At 60.9% G+C, this 16,315-nt stretch carries 15 protein-coding genes and 1 tRNA gene; 9 read left to right on the top strand and 7 right to left on the bottom strand.

Going from position 1 to position 16,315, the window contains the following annotated elements:
• Positions 1-72: 72 nt before the first annotated feature.
• Entirely contained in the window at positions 73-1,875 is a 1,803-nt protein-coding gene (gene typA, locus NQ492_RS02480) for a translational GTPase TypA (protein WP_022062640.1), read from the bottom strand.
• 90 nt (positions 1,876-1,965) lie between these two features.
• Between typA and aroB the strand changes: the two genes are divergently transcribed.
• Positions 1,966-2,979, top strand: a complete 1,014-nt coding sequence (gene aroB, locus NQ492_RS02475; protein ID WP_138265999.1) for a 3-dehydroquinate synthase — start codon at positions 1,966-1,968, stop codon at positions 2,977-2,979.
• Positions 2,980-3,067: 88 nt separating this feature from the next.
• Here aroB and NQ492_RS02470 read toward each other — a convergent pair whose 3' ends face one another.
• The 4 genes from NQ492_RS02470 to NQ492_RS02455 form a co-directional block, all read right to left on the bottom strand.
• A complete protein-coding gene (locus NQ492_RS02470; protein WP_015547211.1) occupies positions 3,068-4,348 on the bottom strand; it encodes a malic enzyme-like NAD(P)-binding protein in 1,281 nt (426 codons plus the stop codon).
• A gap of 99 nt (positions 4,349-4,447) precedes the next feature.
• Positions 4,448-4,660: a hypothetical protein gene (locus tag NQ492_RS02465; protein ID WP_044054412.1), complete on the bottom strand. Its 213-nt coding sequence runs from the start codon at positions 4,658-4,660 to the stop codon at positions 4,448-4,450.
• Positions 4,661-4,670: 10 nt separating this feature from the next.
• Positions 4,671-5,678, bottom strand: coding sequence for a Holliday junction branch migration DNA helicase RuvB (gene ruvB / locus NQ492_RS02460; protein WP_015547210.1), 1,008 nt, complete (start codon positions 5,676-5,678; stop codon positions 4,671-4,673).
• Positions 5,679-6,009: 331 nt separating this feature from the next.
• A complete protein-coding gene (locus NQ492_RS02455; protein WP_044054411.1) occupies positions 6,010-6,735 on the bottom strand; it encodes a NigD1/NigD2 family lipoprotein in 726 nt (241 codons plus the stop codon).
• A 134-nt stretch (positions 6,736-6,869) separates the two neighbouring features.
• Here NQ492_RS02455 and NQ492_RS02450 point away from each other — a divergent pair, with 134 nt between their 5' ends.
• Positions 6,870-7,418 carry an RNA polymerase sigma factor gene (locus tag NQ492_RS02450; protein WP_015547208.1) on the top strand — a complete coding sequence of 183 codons (549 nt, stop codon included), beginning with the start codon at positions 6,870-6,872 and terminating at the stop codon, positions 7,416-7,418.
• A 72-nt stretch (positions 7,419-7,490) separates the two neighbouring features.
• Complete coding sequence (locus NQ492_RS02445) at positions 7,491-8,858, top strand: porin family protein (protein ID WP_015547207.1); 1,368 nt, start codon at positions 7,491-7,493, stop codon at positions 8,856-8,858.
• 245 nt (positions 8,859-9,103) lie between these two features.
• Here the strand turns inward: NQ492_RS02445 and NQ492_RS02440 are convergent.
• Positions 9,104-9,178, bottom strand: a tRNA-Arg gene (locus tag NQ492_RS02440).
• Between the two features lie 44 nt (positions 9,179-9,222).
• Here NQ492_RS02440 and NQ492_RS02435 point away from each other — a divergent pair.
• From NQ492_RS02435 to NQ492_RS02410, 6 genes are all read left to right on the top strand, one after another.
• Positions 9,223-9,852: a hypothetical protein gene (locus NQ492_RS02435; RefSeq protein ID WP_044054409.1), complete on the top strand. Its 630-nt coding sequence runs from the start codon at positions 9,223-9,225 to the stop codon at positions 9,850-9,852.
• A 5-nt stretch (positions 9,853-9,857) separates the two neighbouring features.
• Positions 9,858-10,454 (top strand): riboflavin synthase, encoded by a 597-nt coding sequence (locus tag NQ492_RS02430; protein WP_015547206.1) that lies wholly within the window; start codon positions 9,858-9,860, stop codon positions 10,452-10,454.
• A 4-nt stretch (positions 10,455-10,458) separates the two neighbouring features.
• Entirely contained in the window at positions 10,459-11,508 is a 1,050-nt protein-coding gene (locus tag NQ492_RS02425; protein ID WP_015547205.1) for a sensor histidine kinase, read from the top strand.
• A gap of 242 nt (positions 11,509-11,750) precedes the next feature.
• Positions 11,751-12,623 (top strand): prolipoprotein diacylglyceryl transferase, encoded by an 873-nt coding sequence (lgt, locus tag NQ492_RS02420; RefSeq protein WP_044054790.1) that lies wholly within the window; start codon positions 11,751-11,753, stop codon positions 12,621-12,623.
• On the top strand, positions 12,620-13,591 hold the full coding sequence (locus tag NQ492_RS02415; RefSeq protein WP_015547203.1) for a hypothetical protein: 972 nt from the start codon (positions 12,620-12,622) through the stop codon (positions 13,589-13,591). Before lgt ends, NQ492_RS02415 begins: the two co-directional genes overlap by 4 nt.
• A complete protein-coding gene (locus NQ492_RS02410; RefSeq protein WP_015547202.1) occupies positions 13,591-14,085 on the top strand; it encodes a GtrA family protein in 495 nt (164 codons plus the stop codon). Before NQ492_RS02415 ends, NQ492_RS02410 begins: the two co-directional genes overlap by 1 nt.
• An 86-nt stretch (positions 14,086-14,171) precedes the next feature.
• Here the strand turns inward: NQ492_RS02410 and uvrB are convergent, their stop codons facing one another.
• Positions 14,172-16,244 (bottom strand): excinuclease ABC subunit UvrB, encoded by a 2,073-nt coding sequence (gene uvrB / locus NQ492_RS02405; RefSeq protein WP_015547201.1) that lies wholly within the window; start codon positions 16,242-16,244, stop codon positions 14,172-14,174.
• Between the last annotated feature and the right edge of the window lie 71 nt (positions 16,245-16,315).

The raw sequence follows: 16,315 nt of genomic DNA, 5'->3' as shown, positions 1-16,315 counted from the left end.
ACAAAAAAAACGGACCGGAGTCCGTTTTTTCGTATAGTCGGGTCGCGTGCGCTCGATAAGAACGCGGACGGGTTATTTCGCCGCGCGTTTGCGGTCGTTCTCGTCGAGCAGGATTTTGCGCAGGCGCATCGAGTGCGGCGTGACCTCGACATACTCGTCGCCCTGGATGTATTCGAGCGCCTCTTCGAGCGTGAAGACCTTCGGAGGCGCGATCGACGTCTTGTCGTCCGATCCCGAAGCGCGCATGTTCGTGAGCTGCTTGGCCTTGGTGACGTTGACCGTGATGTCGTTCTGGCGCGTGTGCTCGCCGATGACCTGTCCGGCGTAGACCTGCTCCATCGGGCTGATGAAGAAGCGGCCGCGGTCCTGCAACTTGTCGATCGAATAGGCGTAGGCCGTGCCGGTCTCGCCCGAGATGATCGAACCGTTGGTGCGCATCTCGATCTCGCCGACCCACGGTTCGAACCCTTTCAGACGGTGTGTCATAATGGCTTCGCCGGCCGTGGCGGTCAGCATGTTCGACCGCAGGCCGATGATGCCGCGCGAGGGAATGTCGAATTCCAGGCGCGTGCGTTCGCCGTCGGAGGCCATGTTCGTCAGCGTGCCCTTGCGGCGCGTCGTGAGGTCGATCACCGTGCCCGAGTACTCCTCCGGGCAGTCGACGGTCATCTCCTCGATCGGCTCGCACTTCTTGCCGTCGATCTCCTTGACGATGACGTGGGGCTGGCCCACCTGTAACTCGTAGCCCTCGCGGCGCATGGTCTCGATCAGCACCGAGAGGTGCAGCACGCCGCGCCCGAAGACGTTGAACGAGTCGGCCGAAGGGCCGGGCGTCACGCGCAGGGCGAGGTTCTTCTCCAGCTCGCGGTCGAGCCGCTCCTTGATGTGGCGCGAGGTGACGTATTTGCCGTCCTTGCCGAAGAAGGGCGAGTTGTTGATCGTGAAGAGCATCGACATCGTGGGTTCGTCGATGGCGATGGGGGGCAGCGGTTCGGGATTCTCGTAGTCGCAGACCGTGTCGCCGATTTCGAAGCCGTCGATGCCCATGATGGCGCAGATCTCGCCGCAGGGAACCTCCTCGACCTTCTTCTTGCCGAGGCCCTCGAAAACCATCAGCTCCTTGATCCGGGTTTTCTGCATCGTCACGCCGTCGCGCTTGGCGAGGGTCACCATCTGGCCCGCCTTGAGCGAGCCGCGCGTGACCTTGCCCACGGCGATACGGCCCGTGTAGGCCGAATATTCGAGCGACGTGATGAGCATCTGGGGCGTGCCCCCGACGATTTTCGGCTCGGGGATCTCGTCGATGATGGCGTCGAGCAGCGGAACGATCGAGTCGGTCGGCTCGTTCCATTTGTGCGACATCCAGCCCTGCTTGGCCGAGCCGTAGATGGTCTTGTAGTCGAGCTGCTCCTCGGTGGCGTCGAGCGAGAACATCAGGTCGAAAACCTGCTCGTTGACCACCTCGGGACGGCAGTTGGGCTTGTCGACCTTGTTGATGACCACGATGGGCTTCTTGCCCAGCGCAAGGGCCTTCTGAAGCACGAAACGCGTCTGCGGCATCGTGCCCTCGAAGGCGTCGACCAGCAGCAGCACGCCGTCGCACATGTTCAGCACGCGCTCGACCTCGCCGCCGAAGTCGGCGTGGCCCGGGGTGTCGATGATGTTGATTTTGTAGTCCTTGTAGATGACCGAAACGTTTTTCGAGAGGATCGTGATGCCGCGTTCGCGTTCCAGGTCGTTGTTGTCCAGTATGAGTTCGCCGGCCGGCTTGGCGTTGTCGCGGAGGATGTGCCCCGCCAGAATCATTTTGTCGACGAGCGTCGTCTTGCCGTGGTCGACGTGGGCAATAATCGCAATATTGCGCAGTTTTTGCATAAAAGTATATTTTGTGCTGCAAAGGTAACAAATTCTCGGGAAATTATACTAAATTTGCTTGTTTCTCAAAATTCTTAAAAAAGTTAAATAATGAAACCTGCCTTCAACGTTCGCCAACAGAGCGAAATTTTCATAGGCCCGCTGGCCGACATTCTCTCCGGGGTGCTCCCCGAAGGGCGCGTGGTGGTGGTCTCCGACTCCACGATCGACCGGCTGTACCATTCGGTGCTGGCGCAGTACGACACCGTGCTGATCGGCCTGGGCGAGAGCGTCAAGACGATGCAGACCGTCGAGATGATCTACCGCCGTTTCATCGAGCTGGGCGTGGACCGTTCGACCTTCGTGCTGGCGGTCGGGGGCGGCATCGTCACCGACGTGGCGGGATTCGCCGCATCGACCTACATGCGCGGCGTGAAATTCGGATTCGTCTCGACGACGCTGCTGGGGCAGGTCGACGCTTCGGTGGGCGGCAAGAACGGCGTGAACGTCGACGGCTACAAGAACATGGCCGGGACCTTCACGCAGCCGCAGTTCGTCATCTGCGATCCCGCGCTGCTGCGCACGCTGCCCGAGCGGGAGTTCCGGGCCGGGCTGGCCGAGGTGGTCAAGGCGGCGATCATCGCCGACGCCGATCTGTTCGGACGCATCGAGCGGACGACCTTCGAGGCGCTGCGCACGGATACCGATCTGTTGTCGGACGCCGTTTCGGCGGCGATCCGCGTCAAGGCCGACATCGTCGAGCGCGACGAACGCGAGTCGGGCGACCGCCGCAAGCTGAACCTCGGGCACACGCTGGCGCATGCCATCGAGAAGGCCTCCAACCGCATGAACCACGGCGAGGCCGTGGCGGTGGGAACGGCGCTGATCGCCGGGGCGGCGGTGAAGCTGGGTGCGCTGACGCAGGCCGACTGCGACCGGATCGTGAATGTGCTGACGGCGCTGGGCTTCGACCTGACGCCGCCCGTGGAGGTGAAACGCCTGCTGAAAGAGGTCGGCAAGGACAAGAAAAACGAAGACGGCATGCTGCGGATCGTCCTGCCGGTCGGGATCGGCGACTGCGAGGTGCGGCCGATGACGATGGATGCCTTCGCGGCGTTGTTTTAGAGCTGGTTCCGGCGCTTTCGGTACAGAGAGGGTCGGGTGTGCGGTAGATACAAAAAAAATCCGGTCGAATCATTCGACCGGATTTTGCTTATTCCTGATAGCGTTTCCGCAGACTCTCGGCATAGGTGTCCCAGTCTGCGATCGGTTGTTTGGCGACGCCCGATTCGACGGCGGCCTTCGCAACGGCGGGGGCGACGGTGCACAGCAGGCGCGGATCGAGCGGCTTGGGGATCAGGTAGGTGCGCCCGAATTCGAGCTTCTCGACCCCGTAGGCGCGCAGGACCATGGTCGGAACCGGCTGGCGGGTCAGTTCGGCCAGCGCATGCGCCGCGGCGAGTTTCATCTCCTCGTTGATCTTCGTGGCCCGCACGTCGAGCGCACCCCGGAAGATGTAGGGGAACCCCAACACGTTGTTGACCTGGTTCGGGTAGTCCGAACGGCCCGTGGCGAAGATGATGTCGGGGCGCGAGAGCATCGCGGTATCGTAGGCGATTTCGGGATCGGGATTGGCGAGGGCCATGACGATCGGGTTGCCGGACATCGTGCGCAGCATCTCGGGCGTCAGCGTGTCGGCCTTCGAGACGCCCAGGAACACGTCGGCGTCGTGCAGCGCCTCGGCCAGCGTCGTGATGCGCCGCGTGGTGGCGAATTCGCGCTTCATCGGGTTGATGTCCTCGCGGTAGACCGTGACCGCTCCATGACTGTCGCAAAGCACCATGTTCTCGCGGCGGATGCCGAGCTCCACGAACAGGCGCGCGCAGGCGATGGCGGCGGCTCCGGCGCCGTTGACCACAACGCGCATTTTGTCCAGCTCCTTGCCGGCGATCTTCGCGCCGTTCAGAAGCGCCGCCGAGGAGATGATCGCCGTGCCGTGCTGGTCGTCGTGCATCAGGGGAATGTCCAGCTCCTCGCGCAGGCGGGTCTCGATCTCGAAACACTCCGGGGCCTTGATGTCCTCGAGGTTGATGCCTCCGAAGGTGGGAGCGATGGCTTTCACCGTGCGGATGAACTCCTCGGGATCGGTCGTGTCGACCTCGATGTCGAAGGCGTCGATGCCTGCATAGGTCTTGAAGAGCATGCTTTTGCCCTCCATGACGGGCTTGGCCGCCAGGGGACCGATGTTGCCCAGTCCGAGGACGGCCGTGCCGTTCGAGATCACGGCCACGAGGTTGCCCTTGCCCGTGTATTTGTAAACGTCGTCCGGCTCTTCGGCGATGGCCAGCGACGGAGCCGCCACGCCGGGCGAGTAGGCCAGCGACAGATCGTACTGCGTATGATAGGGTTTGGTCGGGACGATCCCGATCTTACCGGGGCGGCCTTCGCTGTGGTAGCGCAGCGCCGCGTCGTCGAGTTGCGTTTTTGTGTTCATCTCTCTCATTTTCCGTTAGTAACCTGTTAACCTATAACGGCAAATATAACACAAAAATTGCTCCGATCTTAACAAATTTTAGAATTTTCTGAAATTATTTTAGAAATAAAACCGCAGGCCGCCGTTGACGCCCGTCCGGGTGCGGGTGGGGCTTTGGATGCCCGGGAGTCGGCAGGAGCCGGCGTAGAAGGTGTAACTGACGCCGACGCGGTAGGAGATGCGGTATTCGCAGCCGATGTCGCAATGCACGCCGAAATTGCTGATGGAGCGTTTGTCATAGTGACGGCCGAGGTGTTCCGGGCGTGTCGGCAACTCCCCGCGGTCAGAAGAGCGAAGCCTCTCCGTCGCGCGGGTGGGTGAATCCGAGGTGCTGGTAGGCCAGCGGCGTCGCCTCGCGGCCGCGGGGCGTGCGTTTGAGGAAGCCCTCCTTGATCAGGAACGGCTCGTAGACCTCCTCGATCGTCCCGGCCTCTTCGCCCACGGCCGTGGCCACGGTGTTCAGGCCCACGGGACCGCCGTTGAATTTCTCGATGATCGTTCCGAGAATCTTGTTGTCCATCTGGTCCAGTCCGCGCGAGTCGATGTTCAGCGCCGCGAGGGCGATGCGGGTGATTTCGAGGTCGATGTGCCCTTCGCCCTTGACCATCGCGAAGTCGCGCACGCGGCGCAGCAGGGCGTTGGCGATACGCGGCGTGCCGCGCGAACGCAGGGCCACTTCGTGGGCCGCGTCGTCGTCGATCGAGACGTCGAGGATGCGTGCCGAGCGCCGCACGATGCCCGCGAGCACCGGGGCGTCGTAGTATTCGAGGTGGCACTGGATGCCGAAACGCGCCCTGAGGGGCGAAGTCAGCAGGCCGCTGCGCGTCGTGGCGCCGATGAGCGTGAAGGGCGCCAGCTCGATCTGGATCGAGCGGGCCGAGGGGCCTTTGTCCAGCACGATGTCGATTTTATAGTCCTCCATCGCCGAGTAGAGATACTCCTCGACGATCGGGCTGAGGCGGTGGATCTCGTCGATGAAAAGCACGTCGCCCGGATTGAGGTTGGTCAGCAGGCCCGCCAGGTCGCCCGGCTTGTCGAGCACCGGACCCGACGTGACGCGCAGCTGCGCCCCCATTTCGTTGGCGATGATGTTCGCGAGGGTCGTCTTGCCCAGTCCCGGGGGGCCGTGCAGCAGGACGTGGTCGAGCGAGTCGCCGCGCATGAGCGCCGCCTTGATGAAGATATGGAGGTTTTCGACGATCTTGTCCTGCCCGGAGAAGGTTTCCAGCTCCTGCGGGCGGATTTTGTTCTCGAATTCGAGATCGCTCTCCGTGTTGCGTACGATTGACATGATGCAAAGATAGCGATTTTCGGCAAATCTGCGCCCTCGGGGCGAAAAAACAATGCGCCGGGAGGCGGGCCGGAGGCCGGTTCGGGGCGCACGGCCGGTGTTGGAGCGCGATCCGGGGCATGGCCCGGGAAGGGCCGGCTCGCTTCGCCCGGGGGAGGCCTGCCCGCAACGCAGTTGCGGGCGGACCCCCGGGAGCTGCCGCCTGAAAACGGAGTCGAGGTTCCGGAGAACGAATCTTCCGACCACACGCGCCTCTGCGGGGCGCTGCGGCAGGACGCAAAAAATCCGGTCCGCAGAGTGGCGGACCGGAGCAGCTGCCGTGAGGGAGTGGCTACTTCTTCTGCAGCAGGTCGAGTTTGATCTCCTGGGGACCGTTTTTGTTGGTCTCGATATGCAGGACGACGCCCTTCTTGCCTTCGAGCCGTTCGGCGAGCGGCGTGAGGTCGAACGAAACGTAATAGCCGTCGGTATAGCCCTGCGTGTCGCCGCCGGGGTTGTGGCGCAACTCCAGTTGCAGGTAATCCGTTTCGGCCGCTTCGGACTGTTCGGCGCCTCCGTCACCCTTTTCGCCTTCGTCTTTCACCTCGTTGACGATCACCGTGAACGTGTGTTTCGAATTGTCCGATACGGGGTAGAGCGCATAGAAGGTCAGCCACTCTTTCGTGAGGTTGAACGTATTGCTCTGGAAGCCCGTTTTGGCGCTGCCCAGCTCTTCGAGCCGAGCCGCGTCGGTCACGATCTCCGAAGTGCCGGTGTAGATGTTTTCCACGAAATAGAGGTCGATGTTGTAATCGTAATCGGCAATGCCGTTCTGCAATGTGAACCAGATGATGACCCGCTGCGTTTTGTCGGGATCGGGCTTGTAGCCCGGGACGCGGGACTTGTTGCCGGGGTAGAGCGTCTCCCCGTTGTCGCGCTGGAAATAGTAGTCTCCGCCGTCGAGCGTGCGGACGGTGGTGATGAGCGTACGGAGCGGTTCGCCGCCGTCGTCGTCGTTGCAGGAGGTAAAAGCGGTGACAGCTATAGCTGCGATGAGGAATAAACCGAATTTTTTCATAATATCCATATTTTATGTTACCTTTCGCTCTTAAAACGTCCGGCAGGGCCGAATACTGCATGCGAAATAAATTTTTTTCACTCATGCAGTCTTTTGCCTTCCGCGGCATTTATAGAGTGTATTGAGTAATGCAAATGGAGGAACAGATACTGGCCGAAGGGTGCAGGAAAGGGGACGATATGGCCCGCAAGGAGCTGTACGACCGCTATGCAGGCCGTCTGTTGTCGATTTGCATGCGTTACGCCGGAGACCGCGCGACGGCCGAAGACCTGCTCCACGACGCTTTTCTGAAGATCTACGGGGCGTTCGACCGCTTCACCTACCGGGGAACCGGCTCGCTGCGCGCCTGGATCGAGCGGATCACGGTCAACGTGGCGCTGGAGTGGATACGCAGCCGCAGCAAGCTGGGAAGCGTGACGCTCGACGAGGGAAAGGCCGCGGCGGAGGTGGCGGAACCGGACGTGGCGGAGATGGCCCGCGTTCCGCGCGAGGTGCTGATGCGGTTCATCGGCGAGCTGCCCGAGGGTTACCGGGCGGTGTTCAACCTCTACTGCATCGAGGAGTATTCCCACCGCGACATCGCCCGGATGCTGGGAATCAACGAGAAAAGCTCCTCTTCGCAGTTGTTTCGCGCCCGGGCCATGCTGGCCCGCAGGATCAGGGCTTATTTGGAGACGCATTGAAATCGAGAGGATGCAGCTCCGGAATATCAGAAAAAGGTGGATCATCCGGCGCTGCCGGACTCACATAGAACTATGAAACAAGACAAGGATTGGATCAAAGCCATGCGGAACGCGCTTCGCGACGCCGAACTCCCGCCTCCGGCGGGGGGATGGGAGCGTTTGCAGCGCGAGTTGGGCGGTGCGGCTCCGGGGCCGGAGGTTTCCGGGACAAAACCCCGCGGGTCCGTATGGCGGATCTACCGGCCGCGGATTGCCGCCGCAGCCGCTGCCGTGCTGATCTTGGCCGTTGCGGGTGAATTTCTGCTCCGGCCGGACAAGGCGTTGGAAAATGATGGGACTGTTATCGCATCGGTGGCGGAAGACGGAGCAACCGCGGTTGCCATACCGCAGCCCGCGGAGCCGGAAACCGTACGGGACGCCCTTGCAAAGGCGGTGGGGCTGCCCCGGGAGCAGGTTGCCGGGGAGGTATCCTCCGCGGGGCGGCGGTCGCTCCTCGCTGCGGCAGCAGGGCAGCCTGCGCAGACGGCGGCCCTGAAAGATCTCCGGACGGACGGTGAGCCTGCGGTCCGGGCCGGAGAGGTTGTGGCGGCGGAAGTTTCCGGAGAGGCGGCGAAGGCGTCGTCCAGTGAAGTCGCAAAGGCGTCATCCGGTGAAGTCGCGAAGACGGCCTCCGGAGATACTGCGAAGGCGGAGGCTTCCGGCGAAAGGGCTTCGAAGCAGGCTTCCGGGCGGCCCGCAACGCGGTCGGCGGCCGGCGCGGCCGGTCGTGCGGGGTTCTCCGACGAGCCGTTCGTAGCCTACACCAAACCGCATAAAAAGGCGTCGTTCTCCCTGTTTGCCGGCGGCGGCGTGGCGGGCGGAAACAGCGAAGGTCTGGCTCCCCGGATGCTCAACACCTCGATAAAGAACGATGCTTCGTCGGTGATCGGCAACGGCAACAGCCTGGCGCCCCTGCGCAGCAGCGGATACGGCGAGAGTTCGTTCCGCCACCACCAGCCGTTGAGCTTCGGCATCGCCGTGCGCAAGGAGTTCGCCCACGGACTGTCGCTGGAAAGCGGCGTGAACTACACCCTGCTGCGTTCGGACGTGAGGATGCAGTACACCTCGGACGACGTGGCGCAAAAACTCCATTTCATAGGGGTTCCCCTCCGCTTCAACTGGCAGTTCCTCGAGCGCGGCCGCTTCTCGTTATATATGGGTGCGGGCGGCATGGTCGAGAAATGCGTTTCGGCCCGGCTCGGCTCCGAGACCGTCGACGAACCGGGCGTGCAGTGGTCGGCGCTTGCAGCCGTGGGGGCGCAATACCGTGTAGGCGGTATGGTGGGGCTTTATTTCGAGCCTGAAGGATCGTATTACTTCACCGAAACCGGATTGCGTACGTCGCGTACGGATTCACCTCTGACGCTGACCTTGAGACTGGGCGTGCGCCTCTCTTTTTGAAGTCTGATTTTATAAATCGCACATTTATTGTATAAGAGGAGTTCGCACCGGGAGTGCGGATTCCTTTTATCGTATTACGGGCAGGCGTGTCTAAAAGTGGCATTCGGACGATTAAATATGCTATTTTTTGTTGTATGATCGAAATTTGTTACTATTTTTGTTGAATAAATTAAGTGACGCCCGACTTTGCATTCGCCCAGATACGATAAAAAAAAGCACAAGTGCGCTTGTTGCGCACCTGTGCCTGGTAGTCCCGACGGGAATCGAACCCATATCGTAAGAACCGGAATCTTATATTCTATCCATTGAACTACGGGACCGGGTGTGCAAAGATGCAAAAATTTTTTTAATATTCGAAAAAAAAATGCGAGAAAAGCAGAATAATTGGCAAAGAATCGAGGCCGTAATCAAGTGGGCGAATATGTCGACCAACTATTTTGCGCTATATATCGGCCTGGCGCGCGGCGAAAACCTCTATCAGATAAAGCGGGGCAACAACGGCATTTCGCTGGACGTCGCCGACCGTATCGTCAGCAAATTCCCCCAGGTCGACAAACTCTGGCTGCTGACGGGGGAGGGGCAGATGTTCTCCGAGGAGCGGATACGCGGCGCGCAGATACCTTATTATAATGTGGATGTCGAACAGGGCATCGCACATCTGGAGCATCTCGACGCCGAGAGCAACCTCGTCGTGCCTCCGGTGGGGGCGTGCGACCTGGCGATGTGCTATACGGGGCGTGCGATGGGAAACATCGTGCCGCCCGGAACGGTCGTGCTGCTGAAAGCCGTGGACCGCGATGCAATTATTCCCGGGGGTGAATATGTGATAGTCTGCCGAAAAATTGTAACTTTGCGGATAGTTCGGGCCGCCGACGAGGAGGGCAAAGTCCGCCTGGTGGCCGGGGATCGGGAGAATTACGATGACATCGTTTTGAACGTCAACGATATAGTCTCGGTCTACAAAGTGAAGGGAAAATTGATCATAAACAGTTGAAGAGTATGTTTTCAGGCATCGTGGAACGTACGGCGGAAGTGGTTTCGATCCGCACGGACCGTCAGAACAAGGATTTCACGCTCCGGGCGGATTTCTGCAAGGAGTTGAAAATCGACCAGAGCATAGCACATAACGGCGTATGTTTGACAGTTGTGGACATCACGGAGGACACCTACACCGTGACGGCCATGAAGGAGACGCTCGACAGGAGCAACCTCGGGTTGCTGCGCGAAGGCGATCTGGTCAACCTCGAACGGTCGATGAAACCCGATGCCCTGCTCGACGGGCACATCGTGCAGGGGCACGTCGACCAGACGGCGGTCTGCACGGCGAAGGAGGATGCCGACGGAAGCTGGTACTTCACCTTCGAGTACGAGCCGCAGGGCGCCGGACTCTGCACGGTCGAGAAAGGTTCGGTGACGGTCAACGGCGTGAGCCTCACGGTCTGCGACTCGAAAGAGAGCAGTTTCCGGGTGGCGATCATTCCCTACACCTTCGAGCACACGAATTTTTGCCGCATCGAAGTCGGTTCGGTCGTGAACCTCGAATTCGACATCGTCGGCAAATACATCGCCCGGCTGATGCAAAACTACATGAAGTAAGCCTATGGTACACATCAAGACAAAGGAGGGCGCGTCGCTGTGGATCGCCCTGCTCGCCACGGCGATCGTCGCCGTGGGTATGGTTATACAGCATATCGAATGGTGGATCACGCTCTGCACGTCGGTCGGGGTGTTCGTCGTGGTGGCGCTCGCGGCGCTGTTCATCATCCGCAAGTACGTGGCTTACAAACTCAAGCCGATCTATTCGATCGTGCTTTCGCGCGACGTGCACACCAACGAGATCTTCTCGGAACTGAAGGACAAGCGCGTCGAGAACATCGGCGAGGAGCTGACGGCCTGGGCCGACACCAACGACCGGGAGATCGCCCGGCTGAAAGAGGCCGAGTGCTTCCGCAAGCAATATCTGGGCAACGTGGCCCACGAACTGAAAACCCCGATATTCAATATCCAGGGATATATTTCGACGCTGCTGGACGGAGGGCTGGAGGACGAACTGATCAACCGCAAATACCTCGAACGCGCCGAGAAGAGCATCGACCGTCTGATCAACATCGTCAACGACCTCGACACCATTTCGAAACTCGAAAGCAGCATGAACAAGCTCAATCTGGAGCGATTCGACGTGGTGGCGCTGGCCAAGGAGATCGCCGAGCAGGCCGAGATGGAGGCCGACAGGAAGGAGATCCGGATTTCGGTCAAGGGGACCGACAACCTGCCTTCGCCCTTCTGGGTGCTGGCTGACAAACACTACATCGGGCAGGTGTTCGTCAACCTGATCATCAACTCGATCCGCTACGGCAAGGAGGGCGGGCAGACCCGCATCCGTTTCCGCGACATGCTGGATAAAATTCTGATCGAGGTGGAGGATAACGGTTCGGGTATTGCCAAGGAGGACCTGCCGCGTGTGTTCGAACGCTTCTACCGTACGGACAAGGGGCGGTCGCGGGAGCAGGGCGGCACGGGACTCGGGCTGGCCATCGTCAAACATATCGTCGAAGCGCACGGCGAACGGATCACGGTCCGCAGCGAACTCGGCGTGGGCAGCACGTTCTCCTTCACGCTGAAGAAGGTGAATTTGCAGGAGATGAAATAGAATGTACGAAATCCGGAGTAAGATCCGTTAGCATTTCGGTCTGAATTCCGGTTGCGTCGCGACAAGTCCTTTACGTGGGTCGTTTGAGAGACGGCTTTCGGACGAGAGGCGCGGGGCGTACGCCGTCTCCCTCCCCGAAAGAGGGGCGGGGTGGCAGATTCGAATGCGACGCCGGAGACGGCGACTGTGACCGCCCGAAAAGGAATCGGGGCTGAATAATAAAGAAACAACTTAAATAAATGATTCTACAACCTCTTTCCGTTGTCTGGAATTTCGATCCGGTGCTGTTCAGCATCGGGTCGCTCGACATCCGTTATTATGGGCTGATGTGGGCGCTGGCCATTCTGATCGGCGCGAAATTCTTCGATAACTTCGTCAATCGCGAAGGACTTCCCGCAAAGGTCTCGGAGTCGATTTTCATTTACGGAACACTCGCCACGATCCTCGGCGCGCGGCTCGGCCACTGTCTGTTCTACGACACGATGGAATACCTTTCGAAGCCGTGGACCATCATCACGGGATTCCGCGACGGCGGAATGGCCAGCCACGGCGCGGCCATAGGCCTGCTGATCGGGTTGTGGCTCTTCTCGCGCCGCAACAAACTGCCTTATATCTGGTCGCTGGACCGCATTATGATTCCGGTGGGCATCGGCGGTGCGATCGTGCGGTTGGGCAACCTGTTCAACTCGGAGATTTTCGGCCAGGCGACGACCCTGCCGTGGGGCTTCGAGTTCGTCCGTTCGCACAAGTGGGTGGCCGAGTTCGCCCCTGCGGCGGTGCACCCGACGCAGATTTACGAGGCGCTCTGCTACCTGGCGACTTTCGGCATCCTTTGCTGGCTCTATTACAGGAGGGATATTGCGCGCCGCCGTCCGGGCATTCTGTTCGGAATCGGCCTGATCGGTACGTTCCTCACGCGCTTTTTCATCGAGTACATCAAAACCGAGCAGGAGCCTTTCGAAGTGGGCTGGGCTTTGGACATGGGCCAGTGGCTCAGCATTCCCTTCATCCTGCTGGGAATCTATATGATCTGGCGGGGCGCGACCCGGCCCGGAACGGTTCCGGCCCCGGTGCCGAAAGCCCCGGCCGCAACGCCTAAAAAGAAGAAAAAATGAACGCGAACCCGATGGAAGAGCAGATCGGCAGGCTTGTCGGCAACCTGCTGGCCGGCGGCGGGGAGATTTTTCTGCCCGGCGTAGGCTCGCTCTACACCGAGCGGCAGGGAGCCAGGCGGCTCAACCGGCGAACCGTACTGCCGCCGAGCCGCACGGTGGCCTTCACCTCGCAGCAGCGGGGCGTGTCGCTGGTCGACGAGATTGCCCGCGTCATGCGTGAGGCCGGCGGATACGAAAATCCCGAAGCCGAGGCGCAGGCCGTTTACGACCGCTGGATCGCCCGGGTGCACCGGGTCGACCTGCTGACCGTCGAGGGCGTCGGAGAGCTGAAATTCAAGAATTTTATCCCCGACGAGGCGTTCGATCTCCGGCTGAATCCGCAGGGGCGCGAACCCGTGCGAGTTCGTGTGCAGCGTCGTTTCGACTGGCCGCTGTGGGTCGGCATCGCGGCAATCGGGATTGCGGCGGTCTATGGCGGGCGGGAGTTCCTGCTGCTCTATCCGGAGGCGCCGGAAGCGGCGGCCGTGACGGAGATTCCCGCTGCGTCCGACAGCTTCGGGACCGTCGAAGCGCCCGATGCTTTGGTCGAGGCTCCTCCGACGGAACGGTCTGTGGCCGGGGTGTCCGCTGCGCAGGCGGGGGGCGCGGCTTCGGGGGCTTCCGTTCCCGATGCAGCCCCGGAACCGGAGACCGCCGAAACGCATCCGGCGCAGGAGCAGGACGTCCCGACGGCGTTGCTTTCGGGCCGCCACTATGTCGTGCTGGGGGTTTTCAGCACTGAAGAGAACGCCCGGCGCGCCGTGCGGGAGACCGAGGCCAGGGAGTCGGCGCTCCGTTGCCGGATTTATCGTTTCGGAGGGAAATTCATGGTTTCGCCCTTCTCGTCGGACGATGCCGGAGCCTGTGCGCAGTTCATCCGCGTGCAGGACGGGCGTTTCCCCGACATGTGGACCTACACCGCCCGCTGATGGCCCTTGCGGAGTTGATAATCCGGGCGATCGACTGGTTTTACATCCGGCCCGTCGCCGCGGTCCTGCCCCGGCAGGTGTTCCGTTACGCGGTCTGCGGCGGTGTGACCTACATCCTGTTCGATCCCGTCTGCTATTTCCTCTTTTACAATTTCATCGTGGCGCACCGCTACGTCGACCTGGGATTCGTGGTCGTCTCCCCGCACATCGCGGCGATGATTCTCGTCTTTCCGTTCACCTTCTTCGTGGGCTTCTGGCTCAACCGTTACGTGGCGTTCCGCCGGTCGCCGATCGGGGCCGGGACGCAGCTTCTGCGCTACCTGCTTTCGGTGGCGGGGTCGGTGCTGCTGACCTATGCGGGGCTGAAGTTCTTCGTGGAAGTCTGCGGCGTGTGGCCCACGCCGGCGAAGATGGTCACGACGCTGCTGACGACGGTTTACAGTTTCCTCGCAGCCAAATATTTCACCTTCCGCCACGCGGAAAAACCGGAATAGACAAGAATCTGAATTCCATTCATAGCCGAACGACTTTTCGTGTCGTCGGGAGCGGACTTTCAGGCCGATTTTTGCAGAATGCCCGATTATGAATTGTGAATTGTGAATTGTGAATTCTGATTCCGGTTCTCCTCCCGCAGTTTCTGGAGTTCGTACATCCGGTCGCGGAATTTCGCCGCGGCGAGGAAGTTCAGCGATTTGGCCGCGCGTTCCATCTCCTCGCGGGCCTTGTCGATCAGCGCGTCGATGTTCTCGCTGGCCGTGTAGCTTTTCTGCACGTCGGCCGCCGCCGCGTAGTGGTCTTCGGCGATGGGGTAGGCCGTCATGTTGACCTCCGACGTGTCGACGCGGCCCGCCAGCAGCGCGCTCTGTCCCGAGCCGCTCTTCTGCGCCTGCCGCGGCAGCATTTCGTGCTCCATGTTGTAGCGCACCTGCTTCTCGCGGCGGCGGTTGCTCTGCTCGATGGCGTAGCGCATCGAGTCGGTGCAGGTGTCGGCGTAGAGGATCACGTTGCCCTGCGAGTGGCGCGCGGCGCGTCCGGCGATCTGCGTGAGCGACCGGACGTTGCGCAGGAATCCCTCCTTGTCGGCGTCGAGGATCGCCACGAGCGCCACCTCCGGCAGGTCGAGTCCCTCGCGCAGCAGGTTCACGCCCACCAGCACGTCGAACATCCCGGCCCGCAGGTCTTCGAGAATCTGGATGCGCTCCAGCGTGTCGACGTCCGAGTGGATGTAGCGGTTGCGTACGCCCACGCGGTCGAAGTATTTCGAAAGCTCCTCGGCCATGCGTTTGGTGATGGTCGTCACGAGCACCTTGTCGTCGTTCTTCACGCGCTTGTCGATCTCCCCGATCAGGTCGTCGATCTGGTTCAGCGTCACGCGCACCTCCAGCGGCGGGTCCACCAGCCCCGTGGGGCGGATCAGCTGTTCGACGATCACGCCCTCGCTCTTCATCAGCTCGTAGTCCGCGGGCGTGGCGCTCACGTAGATCGACGTGCCCTGCAACTGTTCGAACTCCGAGAAGGTCAACGGGCGGTTGTCCTTGGCCGCCGGGAGGCGGAAGCCGTACTCCACGAGGTTCTCCTTGCGGGCGCGGTCGCCGCCGAACATGGCGTGGACCTGCGGCAGGGTGACGTGGCTCTCGTCCACGACCATCAGGTAGTCCTTCGGGAAATAGTCGATCAGGCAGAAGGGGCGCGTCCCGGCGGCGCGGCCGTCGAAGTAGCGCGAGTAGTTCTCGATGCCCGGGCAGTAGCCCAGCTCCTTGATCATTTCGAGGTCGTACTCCACGCGCTGCTTGATGCGCTGCGCCTCCATCGGACGCCCGGCGCGTTCGAAGAACTCGATCTGCTTGCCCAGGTCGAGGTAGATCTGCTGCACGGCGGCGTTGATGCGCTCTTTGGTCGTCACGAACAGGTTCGTGGCGTAGAGCGTGATGCTGTCGAGCGAGGCGATGCGCTGTCCCGTGACGGGGTCGATCGACTGGATGGCCTCCACCTCGTTGTCGAAGAACATCACGCGGAAGCATTGGTTGCCGAACTCGCCGAAGGCCGCCATGATGTCCACCGTGTCGCCGTTGACGCGGAACGTCGCAGGCTCCAGCTCGCGTTCGGTGCGGGTGTAGAGCGCCTCGACCAGCTTGTAGAGGAAATGCTTGTAGCTGACGACCTGCCCCACCTTGATGTTGATGGCCGTGGCGTGGAAGTCCGCCGGGTTGCCCGCGCCGTAGAGGCACGAGACGCTCGACACGACGATCACGTCGCGGCGGCCCGACAGCAGCGTGGCGACCGTGCCGAGGCGCATCTTCTCGATCTCGGCGTTGATCTGGAGGTCTTTCTCGATATAGGTGTCCGTCGAAGGCAGGTAGGCCTCCGGCTGGTAGTAGTCGTAATACGACACGAAATATTCCACGGCGTTCTCCGGGAAGAAGTTGCGGAACTCCCCGTACAACTGCGCCGCGAGGGTCTTGTTGTGGCTCAGGACCAGCGTCGGACGGTTCAGCCGCGCGATGACGTTGGCCACCGTGAAAGTCTTTCCCGAACCCGTCACGCCCAGCAGCGTGTTGTGTTTGGACCCGTGTTCGATCGAGCTGACGAGCTGCCCGATCGCCTCCGGCTGGTCGCCCATCGGGGCATAGTCCGATACTAACTTGAAATCCATAGATGCAAAGGTAGTGAAGAATTAAAAATTAAGAATTAAAAGTCGCGAATTATTTCCTCGTGTTCGAATCT

The sequence above is a fragment of the Alistipes shahii WAL 8301 genome, assembly GCF_025145845.1.
Classification (GTDB): domain Bacteria; phylum Bacteroidota; class Bacteroidia; order Bacteroidales; family Rikenellaceae; genus Alistipes; species Alistipes shahii.
The sequence above is the reverse complement of the archived record's forward strand: the minus strand, read 5'-3'. Positions and strand labels throughout refer to the sequence as shown.

Excerpts from the sequence above, each read along its gene's own strand:
- typA (WP_022062640.1), bottom strand. The coding sequence starts at position 1,875 with ATGCAAAAACTGCGCAATATTGCGATTATTGCCCACGTCGACCACGGC.
- aroB (WP_138265999.1), top strand. The coding sequence starts at position 1,966 with ATGAAACCTGCCTTCAACGTTCGCCAACAGAGCGAAATTTTCATAGGC.
- NQ492_RS02470 (WP_015547211.1), bottom strand. The coding sequence starts at position 4,348 with ATGAACACAAAAACGCAACTCGACGACGCGGCGCTGCGCTACCACAGC.
- ruvB (WP_015547210.1), bottom strand. The coding sequence starts at position 5,678 with ATGTCAATCGTACGCAACACGGAGAGCGATCTCGAATTCGAGAACAAA.
- NQ492_RS02455 (WP_044054411.1), bottom strand. The coding sequence starts at position 6,735 with ATGAAAAAATTCGGTTTATTCCTCATCGCAGCTATAGCTGTCACCGCT.
- NQ492_RS02450 (WP_015547208.1), top strand. The coding sequence starts at position 6,870 with ATGGAGGAACAGATACTGGCCGAAGGGTGCAGGAAAGGGGACGATATG.
- NQ492_RS02445 (WP_015547207.1), top strand. The coding sequence starts at position 7,491 with ATGAAACAAGACAAGGATTGGATCAAAGCCATGCGGAACGCGCTTCGC.
- NQ492_RS02435 (WP_044054409.1), top strand. The coding sequence starts at position 9,223 with ATGCGAGAAAAGCAGAATAATTGGCAAAGAATCGAGGCCGTAATCAAG.
- NQ492_RS02430 (WP_015547206.1), top strand. The coding sequence starts at position 9,858 with ATGTTTTCAGGCATCGTGGAACGTACGGCGGAAGTGGTTTCGATCCGC.
- NQ492_RS02425 (WP_015547205.1), top strand. The coding sequence starts at position 10,459 with ATGGTACACATCAAGACAAAGGAGGGCGCGTCGCTGTGGATCGCCCTG.
- NQ492_RS02415 (WP_015547203.1), top strand. The coding sequence starts at position 12,620 with ATGAACGCGAACCCGATGGAAGAGCAGATCGGCAGGCTTGTCGGCAAC.
- NQ492_RS02410 (WP_015547202.1), top strand. The coding sequence starts at position 13,591 with ATGGCCCTTGCGGAGTTGATAATCCGGGCGATCGACTGGTTTTACATC.
- uvrB (WP_015547201.1), bottom strand. The coding sequence starts at position 16,244 with ATGGATTTCAAGTTAGTATCGGACTATGCCCCGATGGGCGACCAGCCG.